This is a genomic window from Maribacter algae, assembly GCF_047345745.1.
In the GTDB taxonomy this organism is placed as follows: Bacteria; Bacteroidota; Bacteroidia; order Flavobacteriales; family Flavobacteriaceae; genus Maribacter.
The window spans coordinates 1,098,894-1,124,050 of record NZ_JBLFES010000001.1 but is presented as its reverse complement, the minus strand read 5'-3'; the positions used below and the strand labels follow the sequence as shown (position 1 = coordinate 1,124,050).

At 38.2% G+C, this 25,157-nt stretch carries 23 protein-coding genes and 1 other RNA gene; 12 read left to right on the top strand and 12 right to left on the bottom strand.

Features of this window, described 5'->3' with window-relative positions; all coding sequences use genetic code 11:
* Window positions 1-99 precede the first annotated feature (99 nt).
* The 4 genes from ACKWBX_RS04945 to ACKWBX_RS04930 all read right to left on the bottom strand — a co-directional run bounded on the left by ACKWBX_RS04945 (window position 100) and on the right by ACKWBX_RS04930 (window position 2,485).
* A complete protein-coding gene (locus ACKWBX_RS04945) occupies window positions 100-645 on the bottom strand; it encodes a hypothetical protein (protein ID WP_413967540.1) in 546 nt (181 codons plus the stop codon).
* Between the two features lie 27 nt (window positions 646-672).
* A complete protein-coding gene (locus ACKWBX_RS04940) occupies window positions 673-1,200 on the bottom strand; it encodes a DUF3575 domain-containing protein (RefSeq protein ID WP_413967539.1) in 528 nt (175 codons plus the stop codon).
* Window positions 1,201-1,257: 57 nt separating this feature from the next.
* Window positions 1,258-1,842, bottom strand: a complete 585-nt coding sequence (locus tag ACKWBX_RS04935) for a hypothetical protein (protein ID WP_413967538.1) — start codon at window positions 1,840-1,842, stop codon at window positions 1,258-1,260.
* Between the two features lie 76 nt (window positions 1,843-1,918).
* Window positions 1,919-2,485: a hypothetical protein gene (locus ACKWBX_RS04930; RefSeq protein WP_413967537.1), complete on the bottom strand. Its 567-nt coding sequence runs from the start codon at window positions 2,483-2,485 to the stop codon at window positions 1,919-1,921.
* 83 nt (window positions 2,486-2,568) lie between these two features.
* Between ACKWBX_RS04930 and kdsA the strand changes: the two genes are divergently transcribed.
* Window positions 2,569-3,387: a 3-deoxy-8-phosphooctulonate synthase gene (gene kdsA / locus ACKWBX_RS04925; protein WP_413967536.1), complete on the top strand. Its 819-nt coding sequence runs from the start codon at window positions 2,569-2,571 to the stop codon at window positions 3,385-3,387.
* On the opposite strand, the gene ACKWBX_RS04920 is transcribed toward kdsA, so the two are convergent.
* Window positions 3,384-3,764: a DUF1801 domain-containing protein gene (locus ACKWBX_RS04920; RefSeq protein WP_413967535.1), complete on the bottom strand. Its 381-nt coding sequence runs from the start codon at window positions 3,762-3,764 to the stop codon at window positions 3,384-3,386. The genes kdsA and ACKWBX_RS04920 overlap by 4 nt on opposite strands.
* 96 nt (window positions 3,765-3,860) lie before the next feature.
* On the opposite strand from ACKWBX_RS04920, the gene ACKWBX_RS04915 reads away from it, so the two are divergent.
* The 3 genes from ACKWBX_RS04915 to creD are packed head-to-tail and all read left to right on the top strand — an operon-like array spanning window position 3,861 to window position 6,203.
* Entirely contained in the window at window positions 3,861-4,469 is a 609-nt protein-coding gene (locus ACKWBX_RS04915; RefSeq protein ID WP_413967534.1) for a hypothetical protein, read from the top strand.
* A gap of 1 nt (window position 4,470) precedes the next feature.
* Entirely contained in the window at window positions 4,471-4,761 is a 291-nt protein-coding gene (locus ACKWBX_RS04910) for a winged helix-turn-helix domain-containing protein (RefSeq protein ID WP_413967533.1), read from the top strand.
* Window positions 4,762-4,817: 56 nt separating this feature from the next.
* On the top strand, window positions 4,818-6,203 hold the full coding sequence (creD, locus tag ACKWBX_RS04905; protein WP_413967532.1) for a cell envelope integrity protein CreD: 1,386 nt from the start codon (window positions 4,818-4,820) through the stop codon (window positions 6,201-6,203).
* 384 nt (window positions 6,204-6,587) lie between these two features.
* Here the strand turns inward: creD and ACKWBX_RS04900 are convergent, their stop codons facing one another.
* Entirely contained in the window at window positions 6,588-7,796 is a 1,209-nt protein-coding gene (locus ACKWBX_RS04900) for an NAD(P)-dependent oxidoreductase (protein ID WP_413967531.1), read from the bottom strand.
* A 127-nt stretch (window positions 7,797-7,923) separates the two neighbouring features.
* Between ACKWBX_RS04900 and ACKWBX_RS04895 the strand changes: the two genes are divergently transcribed.
* From ACKWBX_RS04895 to ACKWBX_RS04860, 8 genes are all read left to right on the top strand, one after another.
* On the top strand, window positions 7,924-8,070 hold the full coding sequence (locus tag ACKWBX_RS04895; protein WP_413967530.1) for a hypothetical protein: 147 nt from the start codon (window positions 7,924-7,926) through the stop codon (window positions 8,068-8,070).
* Window positions 8,071-8,189: 119 nt separating this feature from the next.
* Window positions 8,190-8,588, top strand: a transfer-messenger RNA (tmRNA) gene (ssrA, locus tag ACKWBX_RS04890).
* Between the two features lie 1,049 nt (window positions 8,589-9,637).
* Window positions 9,638-10,126: a hypothetical protein gene (locus ACKWBX_RS04885; RefSeq protein ID WP_413967529.1), complete on the top strand. Its 489-nt coding sequence runs from the start codon at window positions 9,638-9,640 to the stop codon at window positions 10,124-10,126.
* 1 nt (window position 10,127) lies between these two features.
* Window positions 10,128-11,897 carry a tetratricopeptide repeat-containing sensor histidine kinase gene (locus tag ACKWBX_RS04880; RefSeq protein WP_413967528.1) on the top strand — a complete coding sequence of 590 codons (1,770 nt, stop codon included), beginning with the start codon at window positions 10,128-10,130 and terminating at the stop codon, window positions 11,895-11,897.
* Window positions 11,894-12,508, top strand: coding sequence for a response regulator (locus ACKWBX_RS04875; protein ID WP_413967527.1), 615 nt, complete (start codon window positions 11,894-11,896; stop codon window positions 12,506-12,508). The genes ACKWBX_RS04880 and ACKWBX_RS04875 overlap by 4 nt, the downstream gene beginning before the upstream one ends.
* Before the next feature lie 112 nt (window positions 12,509-12,620).
* Window positions 12,621-13,217: a hypothetical protein gene (locus tag ACKWBX_RS04870; RefSeq protein WP_413967526.1), complete on the top strand. Its 597-nt coding sequence runs from the start codon at window positions 12,621-12,623 to the stop codon at window positions 13,215-13,217.
* Window positions 13,218-13,679: 462 nt separating this feature from the next.
* On the top strand, window positions 13,680-15,989 hold the full coding sequence (locus ACKWBX_RS04865; protein WP_413967525.1) for an FdhF/YdeP family oxidoreductase: 2,310 nt from the start codon (window positions 13,680-13,682) through the stop codon (window positions 15,987-15,989).
* An 11-nt stretch (window positions 15,990-16,000) separates the two neighbouring features.
* A complete protein-coding gene (locus tag ACKWBX_RS04860) occupies window positions 16,001-17,422 on the top strand; it encodes an exonuclease domain-containing protein (protein WP_413967524.1) in 1,422 nt (473 codons plus the stop codon).
* A gap of 444 nt (window positions 17,423-17,866) precedes the next feature.
* On the opposite strand, the gene ACKWBX_RS04855 is transcribed toward ACKWBX_RS04860, so the two are convergent.
* From ACKWBX_RS04855 to ACKWBX_RS04830, 6 genes are all read right to left on the bottom strand, one after another.
* A complete protein-coding gene (locus tag ACKWBX_RS04855; protein WP_413967523.1) occupies window positions 17,867-19,276 on the bottom strand; it encodes an MBL fold metallo-hydrolase in 1,410 nt (469 codons plus the stop codon).
* 49 nt (window positions 19,277-19,325) lie between these two features.
* The gene (locus ACKWBX_RS04850; protein WP_413967522.1) at window positions 19,326-21,074 is read right to left on the bottom strand and encodes a SulP family inorganic anion transporter; all 1,749 of its coding nucleotides are present in this window, start codon (window positions 21,072-21,074) and stop codon (window positions 19,326-19,328) included.
* Between the two features lie 85 nt (window positions 21,075-21,159).
* Window positions 21,160-21,750, bottom strand: coding sequence for a DinB family protein (locus tag ACKWBX_RS04845; RefSeq protein WP_413967521.1), 591 nt, complete (start codon window positions 21,748-21,750; stop codon window positions 21,160-21,162).
* 14 nt (window positions 21,751-21,764) lie between these two features.
* A complete protein-coding gene (locus ACKWBX_RS04840; protein ID WP_413967520.1) occupies window positions 21,765-22,541 on the bottom strand; it encodes an aldose 1-epimerase in 777 nt (258 codons plus the stop codon).
* Window positions 22,538-23,839 carry a M20/M25/M40 family metallo-hydrolase gene (locus ACKWBX_RS04835; RefSeq protein WP_413967519.1) on the bottom strand — a complete coding sequence of 434 codons (1,302 nt, stop codon included), beginning with the start codon at window positions 23,837-23,839 and terminating at the stop codon, window positions 22,538-22,540. The genes ACKWBX_RS04840 and ACKWBX_RS04835 overlap by 4 nt, the downstream gene beginning before the upstream one ends.
* A 73-nt stretch (window positions 23,840-23,912) precedes the next feature.
* A complete protein-coding gene (locus tag ACKWBX_RS04830; RefSeq protein WP_413967518.1) occupies window positions 23,913-25,154 on the bottom strand; it encodes an ABC transporter permease in 1,242 nt (413 codons plus the stop codon).
* Between the last annotated feature and the right edge of the window lie 3 nt (window positions 25,155-25,157).

The following is a 25,157-nucleotide window of genomic DNA, read 5'->3' as shown; positions in this document are numbered from 1 at the left end:
TATTTTAAGCGTGCAAAGATACTGCTATTTTTCTGTCAATAATCTAAAGTCTTGTTATTTTTATCTTATTGATTTTGAGGGGATTTGAGAATACAAGTACTATTTCTTTTTGTGGCCTAATGTCCAACCGATCCTTGCTGCTAGGACCAGGGTTATTCCATTGTTATCAATGAACGAATCATCTTCAAAATAGGCCAAACCAGTCTCGAGACGATAAAAGAATCCTTTTTTGTAAGTTCTTTGTATCCCATAGACCGGTCCAACGGCTACGGTAGAAACGGTATTCAAACTGCCCAAAAGTGCATTTCCATCTTGATACAAGATGAGTCCTCCCACATAGTTGCCAGAATTTCCGGAGATATTTTTCTTTTTGTCCAATCTCCTTTTCATATTGTAATAATATCTATACTGTCCTCGTAAAATAGGATACACACCAAACTCTGTATTACATCTGGTACAATCTCTTATCCAAAGACCAGCCACAGCTTCTATACTCAAAGTAGAATTTTTACCTACTCCTTTCTCATACAAAATTGCCGGCATAGGGAGACCGATTTGTACTTGGTGATCTTCTACGTTATTAACTGATTGTGCTCTTGCACTTATAACTGATAAAAAAAATGCGATAATGACAATTCTACTCATTTTTAAAGTATTGGAATTAATTTGTTTTTAGTTAATAATCCAACCAATACGGGCGTCTAAATATAACGTTCCTGTTGGTTCATTATCAGTTGTAAAAAAGGCAGGACCTAAGGATACTCCAAAATAGAAGTTTTTGTTATAAGCTCTCTGAATACCATACAGAATACCTCCCAAATAAGCCACGGGCTCGTCATATTCAATGTTTCCTAGAATAGGTGCAGTAATAAATGCTTGATTCAGAAATGAAATATAATTCCCACTGTTTCCAGTTATATTTTTCCCTCTAGCGATTCTCCTAGAAAAGTTGGTAAAATATCTTAATTCACCACTCAAAACAGGAAATAATTCAAAATCAATTTCATTAAATTCACTTTCAGCGATTGGGATAATTGCTGCCTCAAAATTAAGACTCATATTTTTTGCAACACCTAATTCGTAGGAAATTCCAGGAGCAAGAACATTAACTTTGAATAAATTTGATTCTACATTTTTAGTGGCTTGTGCTTTTAAAGTGATTGTAGACAGAAAAACTGATAATAGGATAACTTTTCTCATTCTAATGGTTTGATTTTGTTGAATTGAATTCAAACAGCATCAAACTTTAGACCAAAACTAATTTTGCCATTTTATTTTCGGCTTTTTATTTTTTGGCTTAGTGGCCAACCATCCGAACGAAACACTGAGAAGGCCTCCATATCCATTGGGAGCACCGTCACCACGAATGATGCCTCCACCCATTTCCACATTTGTTTGAAAGCCTTTTTTATTGGTGCGTTGTACCCCATATACCATCCCATAAAAAGCTACGGCAAAATCCTTTGGAGGTCTAAGATCTGTAGAAAGCTGTAAGGGTCCCCAAAACACGCTTCGCTGTGCAGCTATATAATCCCCTGAATTACCTGAAATATTTTTTCCTTTGATTTTTCTACTATTCAGGTTGGTGTAATATTTTAATTGGGTATGCCAGGCAAGACCTGTTGTATAACCCTCGGAATAAGAAACCAATGAAGGCCCAAATCCAGTTCCGATAGTAACATTTTTAAATAGTCCTAATTCGTAATTGAACCCTGTACCAAATTTAACCTGATGCCGCTCTAGATTGACAATTCCCCAACCTTTCTCATAGGTCTCTTGGGATTGCGCGGTAAGAAAAAGGAATAACGAAATAATTAGGAGGAAGGAAAGTCTAGGTTTCATGTTGTAATCGGTTGAGATTCCTAAACTAAACTGATATTTTTAACCGACTACCTTATTTAAACAAACTTTAAGAAATTTATTTCCCTACACACCAACGCTTTTCACTAAAAATCCAACCAATGCTCAAATTCGCTACAGGATAAATTCCACCTTCAAAAGACCCTAAATAATATGCTGCTCCGACATCCAAGGAAAAATTGAATCCCGAATTGTAACTACGTTGTAAGCCCGTAACCATGCCTGCGTAACCAAATACGCCCTGTGAGGGTTCATCATCCAGAGCTAGAGCATCCGGCAAGAAGGTAGCAATGGTGGGTGCTATATAATTTGCTGAGTTTCCGTAAATCTGTCTTCTTTTACGTTGGCGTTTTTCAAAATTATAATAATATCTGTATTGTCCTACTGCCGCGGGCATTAACTGAATATCTTCATAAATATTTGTATTGAAGGGATTTAGACCCCATTGAAATTCAGCTCTTATATCTATAGTGGTGTTTACTCCCAATGCCATTTCATATTCCAAACCGGGTTGTAACAAATTGATTTTAAATTGTCTTACCTCACAGTTCTTTCCAAATTGAGCATTCAAGGATAACGATAGGGCCAATAGCGCCAAGAAGAGAATTCTTTGTCGTACAGTCATGTTCAGATTTGGGTTTTACATCGGTCTTTTACAAAGCAGGATAGTAGGTCAGAAATCCTATCTTTACAGAAATTAAAACCAATATGAAACTAAGTCGTATTCCACAAATAAAACATACAGACACCAATTCTTTTTTTCTCCTCTCCGGCCCCTGCGCCATTGAAGGGGAAGATATGGCCCTGCGCATCGCGGAACACATTATTACCATAACGGATAGTTTGGGTATTCCGTATATTTTTAAAGGGAGTTTTAAAAAGGCCAATAGGAGCAGGTTGGATTCTTTTACGGGTATCGGCGACGAAAAAGCATTGAAGATATTACGAAAAGTATCGGAAACTTTTAAAGTTCCAACAGTTACGGATATTCATACAGAGCAGGATGCCGTCATGGCCGCCGAATACGTGGATGTGCTGCAAATCCCAGCTTTTCTGGCCCGCCAAACAGATTTGGTCATTGCTGCAGCAAATACCGGAAAAACGGTAAATATCAAAAAGGGACAGTTTATGTCCCCAGAAAGTATGAAACATGCGGTAACAAAGGTAACCGAATCCGGAAACGAGCAAGCTATTATTACCGATCGGGGAACCATGTTCGGTTATCAGGATATGGTGGTAGATTTTCGCGGAATCCCTACTATGAAACAGTATGCTCCGGTAGTATTGGATGTTACGCATTCATTGCAACAACCCAACCAATCTTCTGGGGTAACCGGGGGTAGACCGGCGTTGATCGGCACAATGGCAAGAGCTGGAATCGCCGCAGGGGTAGATGGTTTATTTATCGAAACTCATTTTGACCCAAAAAATGCCAAGAGTGATGGTGCCAATATGTTGGATTTAAGTTTGCTTAAAAAATTATTGACCGATTTGGTTACAATACGCGAGGTAGTGAACAATCTTTAATTGATATCGCCTTTTTTGTAAAAACCCTTCTTTCTAACTGCATATGCATCCCTTAATATCTCGATCAAAATCTCGTCATCTATTTCTTCAAGGGAACAGTATCTTAACGAGCGGACTACTTTTCGTTTTTCAGACACCATTTTGTCCAAGTGTTTGGTCAAATGGGCCGAATTCCAAAAACCCATATCTACATAACCCTTCTTAACAGAAACATTTAGATAGCAGATGGGAGACGTATCACAATAAAAGCAGGGAATATTCCATTTATATTTTAGCACCACTTCAGGAATCACGGCTTCGATCACGGTTTTTACGTGCATCAATATGTCCCTAAAAGGTTCAGGTTGTTTTAGAATATACTCCTCAGCTGGTTTCATATCTTATCCAAAATTAATGCAGTTCATCGGTTTAATAAAATTATAGATGAATAATTCAAAATTAATATTTAACTTTGAATTTCAAAGTACTTTTAAATGGAATCAAAAAAATATCTAGACGACCTCTCCAGCATTAAAGATTTAATGAGTCGTTCTTCCCGTTTTATATCCTTAAGCGGGCTATCCGGTATCATGGCCGGTATCTATGCCCTGACCGGGGCGGCGATTACCTATTTATTTCTATTGCCGGAACCAGGAGAATATATCACGCTACATAGCTGGAATTTTAAAATTATCATCGCCATCTTAATGGGTGTCGTTATTTTAAGTGTAACGACCGCATATCTTTTAACGGCCAAAAAAGCGAAAAAGAATGACGAAAAAATATGGGACAATACCACTAAGCGCTTGTTGACCAGCTTTTTAGTTCCTTTGGCCGCAGGCGGTATTTATATTTTAATCAAACTTAGCAGCCAACACTATGGTTTAACAGGCTCTTTAATGTTAATTTTCTACGGTCTGGCCCTGATAAATGCTTCTAAGTACACGTTGAGCAACATACAGTATTTGGGGTATGCGGAATTAATATTAGGTCTTATATGTGCTGCTTTCCCAGGGTTTGGTTTTTGGTTTTGGATCATAGGGTTTGGATTTTTTCATATTATATATGGTAGTTTGATCTATTTAAAAGAGGAAAAATCATAAAATGGGATTGATTGACAACATCAACAAACTATTTGATCACCGCATACGGCTCGGCATCATGTCCATTTTAATGGTTAACGATAAAGTAGATTTTACTAGATTGAAAGAACTTTTGGACGTGACCGACGGAAATCTGGCAAGCCATACCAAAACACTGGAAAAGGCAAAATATATAGCGGTTGAAAAAACATTTATAGGACGAAAACCAAATACCAAATACGGTATTACCAAAGAAGGAAAAAAAGCTTTTAATAAACATATTGAAGCACTTGAAAATTTAATAAAACAATAAACATAAATTTTTTTACTCATTAACTTTGAAATGCAAAGTACTTTTAAATTATAATTATGGAAACAATCAAAAAAAACAAAGGATTTGGTAATTGGATACGGACCAGTATTACGGCAAGGATGCTGATGATAGGTTTTCTCATTTTAGTACTTCTTATTCCATTGATCTATATCAAGGAATTGATAAGGGAGCGCTCGGAAAGGCAACAGGATGTCGTTTTTGAAGTGGGAAACCTATGGGGAACGGAAGTATTGCTAATGGGACCTATCTTGAAAGTACCGTACAAGACTTACAGCGAATCCACCAAGATAGATTCGGAAACCAAGAAAAGTATTGTGGAACGAAAAACCCATATGAATTACGCTTATTTCTTACCAAACAATTTAATCATAGATGCCAATGTGGACGCCATTAAAAAAGAAAGAGGAATATATGAAACATCTGTTTTTTCGAGTGAAATGGTCTTTAAAGGTAATTTTGACATTCCTGATTTTGGACAGAAAGATATTCTACCTGAAGATGTGGTTTGGGAAAAAGCTTCCATAATTATTAAAAGTTCCAATCTTAAAGGAATTAAGAACCAGATAGAGATGCAACTTGGGGATTCTAAAATTTCCTTTTTACCTCGATATAGGCAACAACAAAATCAATCTTATGGGCCAAATTATGTTTCAATGCATGAATTGGAAAGTCCGTTTTTGTCCGAAGGTGCCTTACCAAAACTAGGACCCATAGGGTTCAATACTGCCATCACCATAAACGGTAGTTCCAAAATCAGGTTTGTTCCCGTTGGCAAAAACACGGAACTCCACATGAGCAGTAACTGGAAAGACCCTAGTTTTACAGGAAATTTTCTACCTGAAGAAGATGCCGAAAAAAGTGTTACCGAAGACGGGTTTGTAGCCAATTGGAAAGTCTTGCAGATTAACAGGCAATTTGAGCAATCTTTTTTTAATATATTGCCAGATTTAAAAGAGTTTTCCTTTGGTACCGAACTATTGGTTCCGGTTGACGAGTACCAAAAAAGCGAACGTTCCGCCAAATACGGATATTTAGTCATTGCACTAACGTTTCTTGTCTTTTTCCTAATACAGACCATTAGTAAAATAAACATACATTCCTTTCAATATTTAATGATCGGTATTGCTTTGCTCATGTTTTACACTTTGTTAATATCCATATCGGAGCACCAAAATTTTCTCAAAGCGTATGTAATTGCCAGTGCGGCGGTTGTAGGATTAATTACCCTATACTCAAAGAGCATTTTAAAACATAGAAAATTTATATTGCTTATATTCGGTTCCCTTACCGCTTTGTACTCTTTTATTTTTGTTATCATACAACTGGAAAGCTATGCACTTCTAGTGGGAAGTATAGGACTGTTCGCCATTTTGGCCATGGTCATGTATGCTTCGCGTAAAATAGATTGGAACCAATCCTAAACGTAAGCGTAATCACGGGTCATTGAGAAATCGATGACCCTTTTTAATCCCATAAAATGAATTTAACGGAAAACACATCAATACAGTTGAGCAAAGTCGCGGTTACCCTAACACTTTTATTCACTTTAATTGGTGGTCACTTAACGGCATCCCATATTTTGTATGAATTTGAATTCAATACTATAGATTTTATAGCAAAAACTATACTAGTTGTAATTGTTCTTAATATAATCTACTTTTTGTGTTGCGTGTGTTTGGTCATCTCTGGAATACCCAATAAAAGTAGCCTTATGAAAGCCACTTTATTTATGCTTGTTAATATACCTATTGCAATACTATACCTGTTTGCTGTACTTGCGAGTGAACTCTAACTGAAATAATGATTTATTGATCAGTACCATCCAAATAATCCTGAAGGTATCCGTAGCGCTCGGTGAGTTTGCCGTTCATTGTCATACGGGCACGTTCCAAGACACCGTTTTTATCACCATCAAAAAATGCTGGGATTACATTTTTTACAAAAGCCTCGCCAAAACCAATACTGGCGTCTTTTGGCAATTCGCAGGGTAGGTTATCTACGGCCATCACCGCTATAGCGTTCGGGTTTTTAAAATCGGTTTCAGCTTCTGTTCGTGGATCATACCCGTAAATAGGTGCTGCAATGGTGGATGGACGAATAGTAGACGCTACCGGACCGTCTATATCACAGCTTACGTCTGCCACCACTTTGATCTTAAAATCAGGATGTTTGGCATCTTCCCTAGTATATAAATAGGGAGCACCGTCTCCATAGAAATGTCCGGCAATATAAAAATCGGTCACTTTGGCAAAACGAAAGAAATTGGATTTATATTCCTGCGGATTCGCAAAAAAGTCAGGCTTATTTCCCCGAACCCCATCTTTGCGTTTGTTGTATTCCGATGCATCTATTTGGCAATACACAGGTTCGTTGAATTCCGTTTCCAAATATTCCTTTACGTTTATCCTCCGCATACCCATACCGTCCAGCATTTCTCGGGAGCCGTTGCCTACCCTTCCCCTACCGGTAAGCAATACTTTTATGTTCGGAAGATGTATCTTCTTCAATTCCGATATCAAAGCTTGTTGGTCTTCCAAATTTTCTGCTTTGGGCAATTCAAAAAGACCAAATTTAAGTCCGTATGTCCTAAAACCATTGTAAGCTCCAACTATCCCGGCATATCTGCCAAAAGCTACCAAACGTTGTTCTTTTTGATTGGTGATGACCTCATGATCGTAGAGTTCAATATTCTTATTTAAAATAGATTGAAGCAATTTTCTGTTATATGGTTGTTTTTTAATGGTGTGGGAAAAGAAAAAGTACTTTTTATTGGGGATCAATGCCTCAATAGGAACTTCTTTTACACCTAAAAGGACATCACAAGCTTCCATCTCGTCGGCTACTTTTATACCGGCATTTTGATAATCCTTATCCGAAAAAGTTCTAATAGGAGATGGTTCTACAATGATTTCTGCATGCGTATGGTTTGAAAGGACTTTTTGACAGGCTTCCGGTGACAGTACCACTCGCCTATCCGGTGGGTTTTTCCGTTCCTTGATGATTCCGAACTTCATAAAAATGGATTATTCGATTGTTTGATTTTTGGACTGTTAGAAACTTGCTTCATGCAAAGTGTTTTGAAATCAGATATCTTTTGTTAGAATTTAACTTTACACTTACAGCCTGTTTCAAATTTAACGGATGACAGAGCCATGTCAAAACTTTTTTTGGAATACTTTTTGGGGTATCTTTGCCGACCGCGTCAGGGATTGCAGCGGTTACCCCGCAGCGGCCTTTTTGGCCGTGAGGAGTAGAAGCGGAAAGCCCGACCCTTTTGCAAAAGGGTAACGCCCAAAATAGTTCTTTGAAAAAAATCATGGGAGAATTCAACTTTGTAGTGTAGACCCTTCGGCTACGCTCAGGGTTCAATTCGATTACGGTAAGCATAGCTTACCTATCTCATTGATGGGGCCGACTGGTTTTGACAGCGAGACCAATGGCATTGTAAGCATGCCGAGCGCTGGGGTACAGCTCGTTAATATCATACTTCACACTTTTAATTGGCGATAATAATTACGCTCTTGCCGCATAATCTGAATTATAGTAGGATTTGCCTCGTCCCTACTAGGTAGGGAAGCGAGATGTTCCTGGGTAGCCCTTGTTGATGGCGACCCGTTTAGGAGCACCAGAAAAGTCAACATAAGGTTGTTGCTCGCTTTAGTAACGACACTAAAACTTTAAGAAGCTAAGTGTACGATAGGCGGTCTTTGGTCGGTCGTGCATCGAAAACCAAGTAAGGACTAAGCATGTAGAAAGCACTGGCGTTGCTTGTTTGGACGAGGGTTCGAATCCCTCCGGCTCCACATCACTCACAACTGTGTTGCGGATAAAAATATCTAAATCCCATCAAGTTCGCTTGTCTGGGATTTTTGTTTTTAGACATCAAAGCTTTTTAAAGCCTTAACAGTTGTATTTGCAGAAAGGGAGTCATTTGGGATATGCAATCCTCCGGCTTCACTAGAATAGTACTAAAACTATTCACAAATCCCTTAATTTTTTGATTGTTAGGGGTTTTTATTTTTTATGGTATTAAATGAATCGTTTTGATATTATATTTTGGATGACCTAATTAGTGAGCATTTACCATCAAAAATATGCTTACCAAATAACATACGACCAATCAATCATCTAATTAAAAAATGTTTTAAATGTGCAAAAGGTTTCCTACAACTCTTATGATTTATATCAAAACTTCCCAAACGCTTTTGTTATAAATTAAATAGAATCAAAATTTTGTAATTCATTCTTAACTAAGGAAATTAATTAGTATTGTTTTACTAGACAATCTTTGTACAATGATTTTCGTAAAATAAAAATCAGATAAGGATTGATTGTTTAATTCTTCCCGGAGTCGAAAACAAAGCGAACTTCATATATTTTATTTTAAAAATAAAAACAACCGGTATTCAAAACTTAACTATTAATGTGCCTCGAAAAGTAGGACAACAAACCAGTCCCTTCTATTAATTAAATTTATTTTTCAAAAAAAATAATATACAACACTTAAGTAGTCATGGAACAGTGTGAAAACTCAACATATTCATATGAATGATCATCACTTCATAGTAGTAATAATTAAAGTATAAAAATGGGTGTGGAAAACATTGAAGTTAGAAAAATAATAAAACCAATGGGCGGATTAAAAATCGATGAATTTTCTGAAATAGCTGTCACTTGTGTAAAATAATGATTAATTTACTAACACTTATTCCCTCGAACAACTCAAAAAATTTCTCCGCACTATCGTGTGTTACCTTGAACATACCCATGAATGGGGATATTATTCGCTTACCACAGTATTTATTTTTGTCATTATTATATAAACAATAAGTGCTAATCAACTAAAAACAAAAAAATGAAATGTAAAAAAGTATATGATGTCATTGGGCATCTAAATGTTAATACAAAAGGTTATGCCACTGTAAAAGGAGCAATCTTATTGCCATATGCTACGAAAGATGAAAAACAAGAAAGGGTATCCCCACAAATATGCAATCAAATCAATATAAGCAGTAATGGTTTTAACGCTTACCTTTTGATTATTAAATGCAGAAAATATAGCTCTAGCTTAAGAAATGAATGGGTCCAAGATTATTTTCCCTTTGAACTCACCATAAAAAAAGAAGAGCTTGATTTTAAGAAAGGAAGAAAATTGCGTCTAATCGTAATTCACGATGATAAGTTGTGTGAAAACCCAGATTCCGGTATTGTAGAATGTACTCGAAACTATGTTGCAAAGGCAGGGTATTTAGAAGGATGGGAATTTGATGATCGCAAGTGCGATGGCTGGGTTGTCTACCACGGCCCTAAAAGATCAGGTGAAAGTGTAATGGTAGATATGTAGTTTGAAATCTAAATCTTTACATATAGCATGTTTCACTACGGCTTTCATCCTTGCCAGTTTTTGTTTTTCTCAGTACGATAAATTGCAACTCATAGATAGTCTAATTGAAACGAAACAAATCAACTTTGCACTAAATACATTAAAAACGGTAGATAGTGCTAGTTTAAACCTTGGCCAAAAAGCTTGGTACTATAAATTATTTGGCAGAAGCCTTGTATTGGACAGTCAGGATGACTTGGGTTTCCTTAATTATCTCAAGGCCAAAAAAGCATACCAACAAATAGATAGCTCGGAACAGGTCGCAGAAGTTAACTTATATATTGTACAACTTTTGAGCGCGACCGAATTTTCAGAGTTGGACTATGGCCCATATTTAAATGAATACGTGGCTTACGCAAAAGAACAGAATAGTCCAGTATTGCTAACGAAGGCCTATATGTTGATTGGAAAATGCTTCATCAATTCTGAACCAACAAAAACTATAGCATTTTTTAAAAAAGCGGTCCTTGAAAATCAGAAAACCGCAGACGCTTTGATGAGCGCAAAGATCCATCATAACGTCGGGGTTCTTTTCGCGGAACATACGATTTATTTAGATTCTGCTTTATACCACTATGATTTAGCACTCAAGGAATACCAAAAGCAAAATCTTATAGATTATATTTCCTATATCTATAACAATAAAGCTACTGTTTATAAAAAACAAGGGGATTATGCCAGCGCAATCGATAATTATTTGAAGGCCGACTCACTGCCTATTAAAGAATACAGAAAAAATAATAAGCAATCCTTGTATGCAAGTTTAGCCGATGCTTATGAAAAGAATAATGATTATGGGAATCAGGCAAAGTATCTAAAACTGCATTTGGCTTATAAAGACAGTGTAAACGAAGAAACTCAAAACACGGCTATGCTTGATATACAGACCAAGTATGAAGTAGAAAAAAAAGAGAATGAAAACCTGAAATTAAAGCAGAACAAGACTTGGTTGACTGTTGGATTATCAATATTAACACTGCTGCTATTACTTAGTTATTTGGCCTATAAAAACCAACTTTCCAAAAAGAAAATTGCCGAGTCCGCCAAAGAAATAGAGCAGCAAAAAGTAGAAAAACTACTTAAAGATCAGGAAATTAATGGTATAGACGCCATGATTGAGGGTCAAGAGAAAGAACGCCAGCGTATTGCCGATGATTTACATGATAATTTAGGAAGTCTCTTAGCCACCCTAAAACTCCATTTCCAAAACTTTAAAATCAGAAAGGAAAGAATAGAAAATCAAGAAAAAGAACTACTTAATAAAACAGACAATCTAATTGAGGAAGCTTACCGAAAAGTGCGTAGTATGGCGCACGCCAAAAATGCGGGCGTAAAGTCCAATGTAGGGTTACTACCTGCAATTAAAAATTTCGCCGCCAAGGTAACCATCGTAAATCAATTAGTGATTGATGTAGAGGACCACGGCATGGAGGAACGTCTTGAAAATTCCCTTGAAATAGGCATATTTCGAATCATTCAAGAATTGATTACAAACGTCATAAAACATTCGAAAGCAACGGAAAGCACCATTCACTTAACGCATCATGAAGACAACATCAACATTATGGTAGAAGACAATGGTATTGGATTTGACAGTTCTAAATTAAAATTCGCTCAGGGGATGGGACTGTATTCCATTCGAAAGCGAGTGGAAAACATAAACGGGCGATTGATTATTGATTCAATTGTATCCAGAGGCACAACTATAATTATAGATATACCCACCTTATGATTCGATTGGCTTTAGCTGAAGACCATAACGCCCTTATTGATGGTATCAAGCTTTTCTTAGAGTATGAAGAGGACATTGAATTTGTAGGTTTTGCCAACAATGGTAAAATCTTGTGCGAATTAGTACGTTTAAAACGTCCTAATGTTGTTATTACAGATATACGTATGCCCCTACAGGACGGAATCTCGGCAACCAAGGAGATACTTCAAATGGAACCTCATACCAAGGTGATTGCTTTTACCATGTTTGAACAAGACGGGGCCGTTAAGCAAATGCTGGCCGCAGGTGCCAAGGGCTATATCCTAAAGAATTCCAGCCTAAAAGAACTGTTAAGTGCCATACGGACCGTCTATAACGGAGGAACCTATTTTGATCCCAATCTGGTAGCACCAAAATCCTTGTCCAATACTTCTAAAGGCATCCTTACCGGACGTCAAAAAGAAATTCTTAAACTGGTTGCTTTAGGCAAAACAAATCAGGAAATTGCTAACCACTTATTTATTGGCAAGACCACCGTAGAAACACATCGGAAAAATATGATTCGTAAACTTAACCTTAAAGGCGCTGGAGAACTCCTGAGATACGCCTTAGAAAGCAAATATAATTTCTAGAATATACGCTAAATCATTGAATTTCATTTAAATATACCCTTGAATGGGTATTTTTTTGTGCTCAATCCCAAAGTAGTTTTGTCCTATTATTAATCTTTAAATTTTAGGAATTATGAAAAATTGTAACAACCCAGATGGGTCAATCGGAGCAGTAATCGGATGTTTAGTGGGGGGTAGTCTAAGCGATTTACTTTTTGCATACCGCAAAGAAACCGCAAGAGTATTAAAACTATCTAACCGTAATCATGAATTAAACCTTAGGGAGGCATTTGATAAGCTTAAGAATATCAAATTACTTACTAGTGATGAAGCAGACAATCTCCATCGGTGCGCTTTAGAAACAATAAGTGCAAGAGCTGGAAGAGCTAATATTAAAAGAACATTAACGTTCTTGCAAAATACTTCAGCAAAGGCACTAATTAATGGTAACCGTAATGGCTTATATCTGGATTACATTAACCTTTGTATTGGTCTGGTTAGGGAAGTGGATAATGAAACTGAATTACCTCCCAATGTACAAGCTGCACAAGCAGCGACAGCAACATTACCAGCAGGTAGTGGTGCGGCCATTCTTACGGGCGCAGCTGTTGGAGGCTTCATTGGAGGAAGCATTGGAGGAGGTGTTGGCGCTGCAATAGGTGCCGCGGTTGGAGCTCTTGTCGGATCAAGTAACGATATTGAAGTAACGACAACTCCACAGCCTCAATAGAACGATTAGGAGACTCAACTTTTAAGTATTTTTAAAATTCAATAAGGACCATCAAAATTGTTGGTCCTTAATTATGGGATGCTAATTGGTTTTCTGTAGTGTTATTTTCACTGATTTACATGATAATTTATCCGAAAAAATTAAATTTTCTTCAAAGCCCCTGTTCTGTGTGCATGAAAATCATAACCTCGAAAAACCTTTATATAAGGGTTTTTCAGAGCTAAATTCTTGTCTTTTCGGCTCCACATTTTTAAACAAAAGAACAACGCGAATTCGCGTGGTTTTTTTGTTTACTATACGAAATCAACTTCCAAATAAGAATAGAATCTGACCAAAACCTAATTAGAAAGAACCAATGGCGAATCCGTTATAAAAAACACTTGCTGAATAGTAAAAGCATCAAAAACAGTTATTATGTTATTCTTTTTTCCTTTACCTTGAAAAGGAATAGAGAAAACAGCTATGTCAGATTTTAAAAAGAGAAATGTCTCCGTAACCGGGGCCATTCATTTTTCTGGATTATCCAGAAAAAAACCCAGCGGACATGCTGCTGGTGCTACCGGAGTAAAAGTAGCTCTGGAGCATACTTTTAGGGAAATGGGTGTTGCAAAATCCTTCGCAGGATTAAATCAGATGAACCAAAAAGACGGATTTGATTGTCCAGGATGCGCATGGCCGGACCCCGACGAGCCATCAAAATTGGGAGAGTATTGTGAAAACGGAGCAAAAGCCTTGGCGGAAGAAGCTACGAATCTAACATTGGATGCTCGTTTTTTTCGGGAACACAGTGTGGAAGAAATCTCACTTTGGTCGGATTTTAAAATTGGAAAAAGTGGCCGTCTCACCGAACCTATGGTTTTACGGCCGGAAAGTATACATTATGAGCCTATAACTTGGGACGATGCCTTTCAATTAATCGCCAAGGAGCTAAAAAACATGGATTATCCCAATGAGGGCCTTTTCTATACTTCTGGGCGTTCCAGCAATGAAGCGGCATTTTTATACGGTCTTTTTGCGAGGGCCTTGGGCACCAATAACATGCCGGACTGTTCCAACATGTGCCATGAAAGTAGTGGGGTCGCTCTTTCGGAGACTTTGGGAATCGGTAAGGGTTCTGTAAAATTGGAAGATTTTTACGAAGCGGAAGTTGTCATGATTTTGGGTCAAAATCCTGGAACCAACCATCCAAGGATGCTTTCGGCCTTGCAAAAATGCAAAGAGAACGGTGGTAAAATTGTATCCATCAACCCATTGGAGGAAATAGGACTAGTTCATTTTAAGAATCCGCAGCAAATAAAAGGAGTGACCTTGGGAACTGCATTATCCGATATTTACCTGCAGGTCAAAATAAATCAGGACGTGGCATTGTTAAAACTCATCCTTAAAAAACTTGCTGCTCTTGATGTGGAAAACAATACCGTTTTTGACTATGCCTTTATCGAAAAATATACCGAAGGACTGCCTAAAATGTTGAAGGATTTGGACAATTACTCGGAAAACGATTTATTGAACCGATGTGGAGTCCCGGAGAAAAAGGTAGATGAAGTTGTTGCTTTACTTTCCAAAAAGAACAAGATTATTATATGTTGGGCCATGGGTTTGACCCAACATAAAAATGGTGTAGATAATATCAAAGAATGTGTAAATCTCCTTCTCCTCAAGGGCAGTTTGGGAAAGGCAGGTGCAGGTACTTGCCCCGTTCGGGGCCATAGTAACGTGCAAGGCGATCGTACCGTTGGTATCATGCATTTTGTCTCAAAGGAACTAAACGAAAGTATCAAAAATGTTTTCGGGTTTACGCCTCCTTCCGAAGAAGGTCTGGATACCGTTCACGGTCTAAAAGCGATGCATGAAGGAAAAATAAAGGTCTTTATGGCCTTGGGTGGTAATTTTGTTTCGGCCGTTTCGGATACCCATTATACTGCGAAAGGAATGCAGAACTGTAATCTCTCCGTTCAAGTGAGTACCAAATTAAACCGAAGCCATTTAATTACAGGAAAAACCGCTTTGATATTGCCTACATTGGGAAGGTCGGAGAAAGATCATACCATCGGAAAGGACCGCTATCTCACGGTTGAAAACAGCATGGGAAAAGTGCACCGAACCAAAGGAGTACTTCAACCCACATCGGGCAACCTAAAAAGCGAGCCTGAAATCATAGCAGGTATTGCCGATGCCTATTTTAATGATGAACATCCTGTAGCATGGAAAAAAATGGGAACGGATTATGAACTTATACGAGAAAAACTTGCCGCTACCATAAAAGGTTTTCATTCCCTGAGCGAGAAATCCAAAGGCTCAGGTTATTACTTGCCGAATAACGTGCGTGAACTGGATTTTAGCAAACTTCCCAATGGAAAAGCACAATTTAGTGTTAATAGATTGGCGGAACACGATATTCCCGAAGACGGATTTTTAATGATGACGGTTCGTTCCCATGACCAATTCAATACCACTATTTATGGACTCAATGATCGTTACCGCGGTATTCATAATGAGAGGCGAGTCGTTTTTATGAACGCATCGGACATGAAAAAACAAGGGTTTCAGGAGCATCAAGTAGTAGATTTGATCAGCAATTATGATGGAAAGGAAAGAAGGGCCTATCAGTTTTTGGTCATACCCTATAACATTCCAAAAGGCAACTTGGCTACATATTTTCCGGAAACGAACGTCTTGGTTCCCCATAACCACTTTGCGGATAAAAGTTATACCCCCATCAGCAAATCTATTGTCGTGAGGGTAGAAAAGAACAATACTTATAAAAATTGATATACCTTTAAGTGAAATTAATATCAGATTTCTCTTCATTGTATTGCATCGTAGATATCGAAACGACCGGTAACGGTATTAAGGGTAATAGAATTACCGAAATTTCCATCTTTAAATATGATGGTCATGAGATAGTGGATGAATTTACTTCCCTTGTAAATCCCGAATGTGAAATTCCGTTTTTCATTACCGGACTCACTGGCATAGATAACGACATGGTTAGAAATGCCCCCTTACTGGAAGACATAGCCCCTAAAATTATAGAGATTACACAGGACTGTATTTTTGTGGCGCACAGCGTAAATTTTGACTACAATGTCATTAAGAACGAGTTAAAAGATATAGGACTGGATTTTATCCGAAAAAAGTTATGTACCGTTCGTTTGTCCCGAAAACTATTACCAGGTTACCACTCCTATAGCCTTGGAAAATTATGTTCCGCGATTGGAATACCTTTAACGGACAGACATCGGGCAAGAGGTGACGCACATGCAACAGTGTTGCTTTTTCACAAGCTATTGAGAGTGCATGGTGCTGCAGACGTATTTAAGAAGTCATTGAACGCTAGGTCCCAAGAAGCCACCCTGCCACCTTCTTTACCGAGATCCGAATTTCAAAAATTACCGAATACATCCGGCATTTATTATTTTAAGGATAAAAATGGAAAGATAATTTATGTAGGAAAGGCCATTAACATAAAGAAAAGAGTGTTGAGCCATTTTTATGAAAAATCAAATAAGGAAATAAAACTTTGTTCCGAGACCCATTTTTTGGACTTTGAGGAAACTGGCAATGAATTGATCGCATTGCTTCTAGAATCAAGTGAAATCAAACAACATTATCCAAAGTATAATCGCGCGCAGAAAAGGAACATCCAACAGTATGGTATTTTTTGTTATGAAGATAGAAACGGTGTCCTGCACCTTGCCTACAACAAACTTAAAATGGCTCCCAATCCACTGACGGTTTTGTACAGCCCAACAGAATGCAGGTCTTTTTTGGAACAGTTATGCGAGAAGTTTGGCTTATGCCCAAAATATTGCCATTTACAGGAAAATACAGCCATTTGTTCACATTATAAAATAAAGGACTGTATTGGTATATGTTCGGACATTTCACATTTGGAAGAATATAATGATCGTGTTTTAAAAGCGATGGAAGCGTTACAATCCAATGCTACGGATTATGTAATAAAAACAAAAGGCCGTACAATTAGGGAAGATGGCTTTGTTATGGTACGGGCCAATACCTATTGCGGTTATGGATATATCTTAAAAGATTTTGATTTTAATCACACTAACGATTTGGAAAGTTTTCTTGTTAAACAAAAAAACACGTTGGAAACACAACGTATCGTAGAAAGTTATATTCGAAAAAATCCCAGTGCTGTTTTTGAAATGACCGAAAAAGCGTCTAGACTCGCCGCATTTTAATCTTCCATTTCCTTGTACATTCGAAATACAAAGAACAGCCAAACTACAAATATGACTGCTACAACTAGTGAGTATATTAGTACGAACTCCACTACTTCCTATATTTCAAATAATTCATAAAACCTAGTATCGTTGGTGCCCAAAATGCGATAAATATGGCATCCATTTTTTTTCCACTCAGAAATAAATATTCAGACACTATGATGATAGATAAGACAACTAGGAGCAGAACAGAGTTCATTACTCCAACACGCTTAATAAAATTTTTAATCATTATTGTAATCCAAATCCTACTTAAAGGTATTAAATATTAACTTTACTCTTTAATAAATGTTATGATTTCTTTAACATTTATTATTTTCTTAAAGAATACCCTAAATTAATGATAATTCTGAGGTTTTACCGAGTTAATTTTAACTTTTTTTTAACTCAAAAAAACATCATTTACAGCGTAGATGGGCAAACATATTCCGTAGTCTTTACGCCCGCAGCTTTTAAGGCACCAAAGCCTCCTGCAATGTCTATAAGATTATGTATTCCCCTGCTCTTTAAGATAGATGCGGCTATTACAGAACGGTACCCTCCTGCACAATATAATAGAAATGATTGCCCTTTTGGAAACTCCGCCAAATATTCATTGATATTGCCTAAAGGGGTATGTTTTGCATTTTCTAAGTGTTCGGCAGCGAATTCACCTTCTTTGCGAACATCAAATACGGGGATTTTATTCTTTTCAATTTGATTCTTTATATCCGAAACGGGTTTCGATACAATACTATCAATTTCTTTACCAGAGGCAATCCAGGCCTCCAAACCGCCTTTTAAATATCCAATGGTACCGTCAAAGCCCACTCTGGATAGTCGGGTAATGGTTTCTTCCTCTTTTCCTTCTGGCGTTACCAAAAGCAACCGTTGTTTCGTATCGGCGATCAAAGCACCTACCCAAGGGGCAAAATCACCGTTTAGACCAATAAAGATAGATCTGGGAATATGTGATTCAATAAACTCATTTTGGTGCCTTACATCCAGCACCAAAGCTTCCGCTTCGTTTGCGGCAAGTTCAAATTCTTCTGGGGATAATGCCCTAGTACCCCTATCCAATACCTCCTCTATATCCTCATATCCTTCTTTGTTCATCTTTACGTTTAGGGGAAAATATTTTGGTGGCGGAAGCAATCCGTCCGTGACCTCTTTTACAAATTCGGATTTGGTCATGTCCGCTCGTAAAGCATAATTCATTTTCTTTTGATTTCCCAGCGTATCCACCGTTTCCTTCATCATATTCTTTCCGCAGGCAGAACCCGCGCCATGGGCTGGGTAAACAATAACATCGTCCGCTAGGGGCATTATTTTGTTTCGCAGACTATCATAAAGTGTTTCGGCCAATTGTTCTTGGGTCATATGGGCCGCTTTTTGGGCCAGATCCGGTCTACCTACATCCCCTAAAAACAAAGTATCGCCCGAAAAGATAGCGCGGTCTTTTCCATTTTCGTCTTTTAAAAGATACGTAGTGCTTTCCATGGTATGCCCGGGTGTATGCAACACTTTGAAGGTGATTTTCCCTAAAGCGAATTCCTGTCCGTCTTCCGCTATAATGGCATCGAAGGAAGGGTCCGCCATTGGTCCGTAAATGATCGGGGCTCCGGTTTCTTTTGAAAGTGTTACATGGCCGCTGACAAAATCTGCATGAAAATGCGTTTCAAAAATATATTTGATTTTTGCTTTATCCGCATCGGCTCTTTTTAAATATGGTGATACTTCGCGCAAGGGGTCAATAATCGCCACTTCGCCATCACTTTCTATATAATAGGCTCCTTGGGCCAAACATCCTGTATAAATCTGCTCTATTTTCATATCATTTATTTTTAAATCGAACTTAAATTATCAAAATTAAGTACTCTAATTATTTCACATTATGACTTCTGTCATTCTTCTTATTGTTTTCATAGGCAACCCGTGCCCCTATTTCCGAGATACTATCCGGATTATCAAAAAAAGCTACCGCCTCTTTGGTTTTCACAAAAAGATACTCCATGTGCAACTCATTTATGATGCCACTATTAAAAATGGTATCCCGTGTTGGCCCAATAGCCCCTGCAATATAAAATTGTAAGCCTTTTTCATGGATTTCGTGGATTACCTGGGTCAATACCTGTACCCCGCTCGCATCAATATAATTAATTGCTTCGGCATTTAAAATGACTCCTTTTAACGTCTTCCCTTTTGCTTTTATGTGATGCATAAGCTCCTTCTTAAAAAAAGTTGCGTTCCCAAAATACAATTGGGCATCAAAACGAATGATCAACAGGTCATCACGTATCATTGCTTCATCTCCAAATCGTTTTATATTTTTATAATAGTCGGAATTTTTTATGTTTCCCAATACTGCAAAATGGGGGCGGGATGTCCGGTAAACCATCAATAAAAGCGAAGCAAGAACGCCTACTAAAATACCCTCGGTTATGCCTACAAATAGAGTGGTAATGAACGTGATGAGCAATACAAAGAATTCATCTCTCTTTGTATTCCACAAGTTTTTGGAATAATTAAAATCGATAAGGCCGTATACCGATACCATAATGATACTTGCCAAAATAGCATTGGGCAAATATTGAAAAAGGGGTGTCAAAAAGAGTACAGTCAACAGTACTAAAAGAATACTAAAAAATGACGCTAGATTTGTTTTAGCACCAGATTCATAATTAATGGCCGACCTTGAAAAACTTGCCGTCACCGGAAAGGCCTGAAAAAAAGAACCTACTATATTTGCACTTCCCAATGCAATCAATTCTTGATTGGGCCGTATGGTCTCCTCCCCGCTTTTCTCCTCTAGGGATTTCCCTATGGATATGGCCTCCAAATAACCCACCAAGGCCAAAGCGATTGCAATAGGCCAAAGCTGTTTTAAATTTTCAACTTCTAGATTAGGCATTACAAAATGTGGCAAACCTTGAGGAACCGTACCTACCAGTCTCAATTGTTCTTCACTCCATCCAAAAGCGAGGACACCCAAAATGCCTAAAACGACAATAATCAATATCCCGGGAATGCTTTTGTTCCATTTTTTAAAACCGATGAGCATGAAAATACCTAGAAGTCCAATAGCCAAATCCAACGGATTAGTATCTCCCAGTTTTTCCAAGGCATTGACGATCAATTCATGAAACCGATTACTACCTTCAATGGAAGTACCCAACAAATGTTTCAACTGACTAAAAATGATGATCAAAGCAGCTGCGGAAGTGAACCCACTAATTACCGGTCTGGAAAGAAAATTGACCAAGAAACCCATGCGAAAGCTCCCCAAGATAAATTGAAAGGCTCCGACCATAAAGGTGAGCACGATTACCAAAGCAATATAATTTTCGAGCCCAGAAATGGCCAAAGTGCCCAATCCTGCGGCAACCAAAAGTGAATCCATGGCCACGGGCCCTACCGCAATCTTTCTAGAAGTCCCTAAAAGGGTGTACACAAGAATAGGAAAAATCGAGGCGTATAGACCATAAACAGGCGGCAAACCTGCAACCATAGCATATGCCATACCTTGGGGCACAAGAACAATGCCTACCGTAATACCGGCGGACAAGTCTTTCAGAAAATATACTTTCCTGTAGTTGGATAACCATTCTAAGAAGGGAAAAATGCGTTGCACGTGACAAAGTTATAGATATTCGGTTGAATTGGAAGAATACCATAGCTAGCCCATAGGCAATTCTCAGAAATAGAAAACTCTTACATTAGTCATTGAGCTTCCCCGAAAACACGTTTACATTAGGGTTGATAGGGTTTCCCGAAGCTCTTCGCATTAACACAATCTGGCCAGCGTGCCAGACGGCATCTTCTATAGGCCCATTTATTTGATTCCAGAACGGAAATTCATAAGTGCCCTTAGGTCGTATAAACGTAATTTTGTGTTCGCTTAAATCTTCACTAGCGGCATAAAAGCGACTTGCTTCCTTAAAATTTGCCAAAGTAGCCGCTCTTTTTTCCGGAAAGGTCATTTCAACCTTTTCTACAGTAAAATCCGTAGGTTCCTTTTTGGCCGTGTTCACGATGGTTTTTGAAAGTCCATATAAATGCTCTAAGGTCTGTGCCATTGTTCTGGCCCCTTCGCTTGGTCCGTACTGCAGATCTGTTTCCGTAAGCCCCTCCGTTGCCCAATAATAGCGAAATCCTAATCCGTCTATCATTCTGGACATTATCGTGCCGGGAGTGATTTCCGATGCAGCTTCGGGAATAGTGGCATAATAATCCAAGGGAAGGTTTTTTTCTTGGGCCGACATGTTAAAGTGAATTAGAATGATGAAAATCAAAGCGATTGGTTTCATGTTGAAAAATGGCCTTATTGAGGCAGTAAAGTTACCTTAAATTGATTGTTTTGTTCCCTCAATTTATTGAATCCTTTGTGCAATTCCTGTTGCGCAACGGCATAGGGGTAAAAGGTAATGGGTTCTATGCAGACCATATTGGTTACCTCTGTCCATAACATAAAATGAACGAATCCTTCCGTGTTTATTTTGAGATCCTTCTTGTCTTTTAAAAGAATACTTTTATGATGGGGAACTTGTAACGCCCTACTCCCCACTGCCATGATATCCGCAATGGAAATTTCCTTTTCCTTCGTTACGATCATAGCATCTTCCGAATGCAATTTAAAGGCAGGGTGATAGCCCAACATAAAGGGCATCTCCTCTTCCCCCTCAACCTTAAAGGTAATTTCCAGACCATTTTCGTTCAAACAAAAGGATTTTGTAAAATGAAAATTGTAAGGCCAAGAAAGAAATTCTTCCGTAGATTTTTTAGGGAATTTTGAGTTTTTTATCAATGTTCCGGCCGAATACACTTTTTCGAAAATTGCCTCAGTTTCATCTTGTTCCAAAAGATGGTATTCCATTTCCCGCAGTAATCCGTGTTGGTCCTGAACGGCGTCTCCTTTTGGCGTGCTCACCCTAAAATTTGCATCATTTGTTGGACCGATGATGGGAAACATTTCAGTATCGGAACTTCTCCAACCGGGACTTCCCTTTTGATGGATAAATTCATGACCATCCACTTCATAACTGACCAGTTCGCCAGCTTCAATCTTAACAGTATGATTTTTTGTTTTTAGGATTGTCATTCTTGCCTATTTATCAACCTATAAATTAGCAGGGCCGTTCGTTTGGTCAATGCCTCGATCGTATTTAAATTAACTGTCTCTTCAGGCGTATGGGCACCTGTTCCCATAGTTCCCAAACCATCCAGACAATCTACATAACCGGCCACGAAAGAAGTATCTGCCGCACCCCTTTTGCCCGGATCATAGGCTAATACTTCGCCCTGTCCCAAATCCAAACTGACCCTGTTCAATTCCGCTAATAATTTTTTGTTCCCCTCGGTGGGCTCCATAGCAGGATAACTATCTTCAAATGTTATGGTAGCAGTGGTCTGCGGTAGATTATCCGCTACGATTTTTCTCATTTTTTCCCTAGCACGCTCCTTCTGTTCTTCGGAAATAAAACGGAGTCCGCCTCTAACCTCAGCGCTTTGTGCTACCACATTGCTCTTTCCAAATACGTTTCCTTTACTGGTCTTATCATCAAATTCAACAAAAGTTCCGCCAAGCAGCGTTCCAGGATTAAAGGTCAGCAAATCCTCACCTTTCACATCCGTATAAAATCGGTGTAGTATGCGCGATATTTCAAAAATGGCTCCCGCCCCTACTTGTTCGTTAAAAACCCCTGAAGAATGGGCCCTTTTGCCCGTTACGTTTACCTTCCAACCAGAAGAACCTCTTCTGGCAACCGTTGCATAATTGAATCCTGTTGAAGTCTCGAAACCCAAAGCAATATCACTTCTTTTAGCTGCTTCAATGAGGTCTTTACGACTAATGTCCAGAGGTTTTCCCGTACTTTCTTCATCTCCCGTAAAAGCAACGATAATCTGCGAATTTTTGAGTAATCCATTTTCATGCAATGCTTTCAGGGCATATAAAACGATAACGTTTCCCCCTTTCATATCGTTTCCTCCAGGAGCATGTGCCGTGCTGTCATTTATTTTGGTAAAGTCTTGGAACGGACTGTCTTCCTCAAAAACAGTATCCAGATGACCAATAAGCAACAACTTCTTTCCTTTGTTGCCATTGGTTTCCGCAAATAAATGACCCGCTCTATTAACCGCTGCCGGCATGGCAATCCAATTCGTATCAAAACCAATGGCATCAAAGGCATTGCCAAATTCCTTACCTACTTTCTGAACTCCATCTATATTCAGAGTTCCACTGTTGATATTGACCACTTTTTCCAAGAAAGAAATGGCTTCATCATTATTATTTTCGACCGAAGCAATTATTTTTTTCTCGGTCCTGGAGAGTTTTTGTGCTATAAGCGGCACACTTATAAAATGCAATACGATTGCGATGCGGAAGATTAATTTCATTTACTTTCTTGTTTGGATATTATAGACCGATTGTATTTTATATATCAAAAGAATGCATTCAAATTATAAAAATTTATTCAAACCGTATTGCCTTCACAGGCGTAATCTTGGTGATGATATAGGACGGGATCAATAGCATTAAAAGGCATAATAACAACACTCCTACATTTAGCAAAATAATCGTTATAAAATCAATATGAACCGGAATATATTCTATATAATATTCCTTGGGGTTAGGAAATTTGAAAAGTTTAAATCTATCCTGCATAAAGATGAGTCCCAGCCCAACGGCATTGCCCCATAAAAGTCCTATCCCGATCAAATATGCGGCATTGTATAAAAATACTTTGCGGATGCTCCAGTTGGTAGTCCCCAAAGCTTTTAAAATACCGATCATAGGAGTACGTTCCAAAATTAGGACCAATAGGGCCGTTATCATGTTGATCCCGCCAACAATGATCATTATCCCAATAATCAAAGCGATATTAAAATCGAAAAGACTTATCCACTCAAAAATCTTGTAGTATTTATCTTTTAAGGTCCTAGTATCTAAATTGGAAACGGTTTTCCCATAGATTTCGGCACTCTTTTCATCAATGTCTCCAAAGCTTTCCAGAAACACTTCAAAATTACCGACTTCATCCGCTTTCCATTTGTTCATACGTTGAATATGACGGATATCTATAAAAATATAAAGTGCATCTATCTCTTCAAACCCACTGTCATAGATACCGCTCACCGTAAATTTTCTCTGATTGGGAAGTTTCCCGGCATCCTCATCTCTCATAAAAAAAGTAAAAAAACTGTCCCCAACGGATAGTTTTAAGCGGGTGGCAAGAATCCGGGACAACAATACTTCAGAATTTAATTGGTCCCTGTAATCGGGAAGTTTCCCTTCTACCAAAAATTCTTCAATCGCAGACCAATTGTAATCCTGCCCTACCCCTTTAGCAATTATCCCCTCAAAAGTTTCTTCGGTTCTTATAATCCCGGCTTTCGTTGCTACGGCCTGTACATGTACTATATCTTGAATCTCTTTAAATTCAGGGTAAAAATCTTGATTTTTTGAAACCGGAACTACGGATACCTGTGAGTTATTATTATCGTAATTGTAGATTTGAATGTGCCCGTTAAAAGCGGTTACTTTTTCACGAATTTTGTGTTTGAGCCCCACGCCGGTAGCTATGGCGATCAACATCATTAAAATACCCAAGGCAATAGCGGCAATCGCTATTTTTATTATTGGTGCGGAAATACTAATTTTATGTTCCTTACCCGTAATAAGCCGCTTGGCTATAAAATATTCAAGGTTCAAATG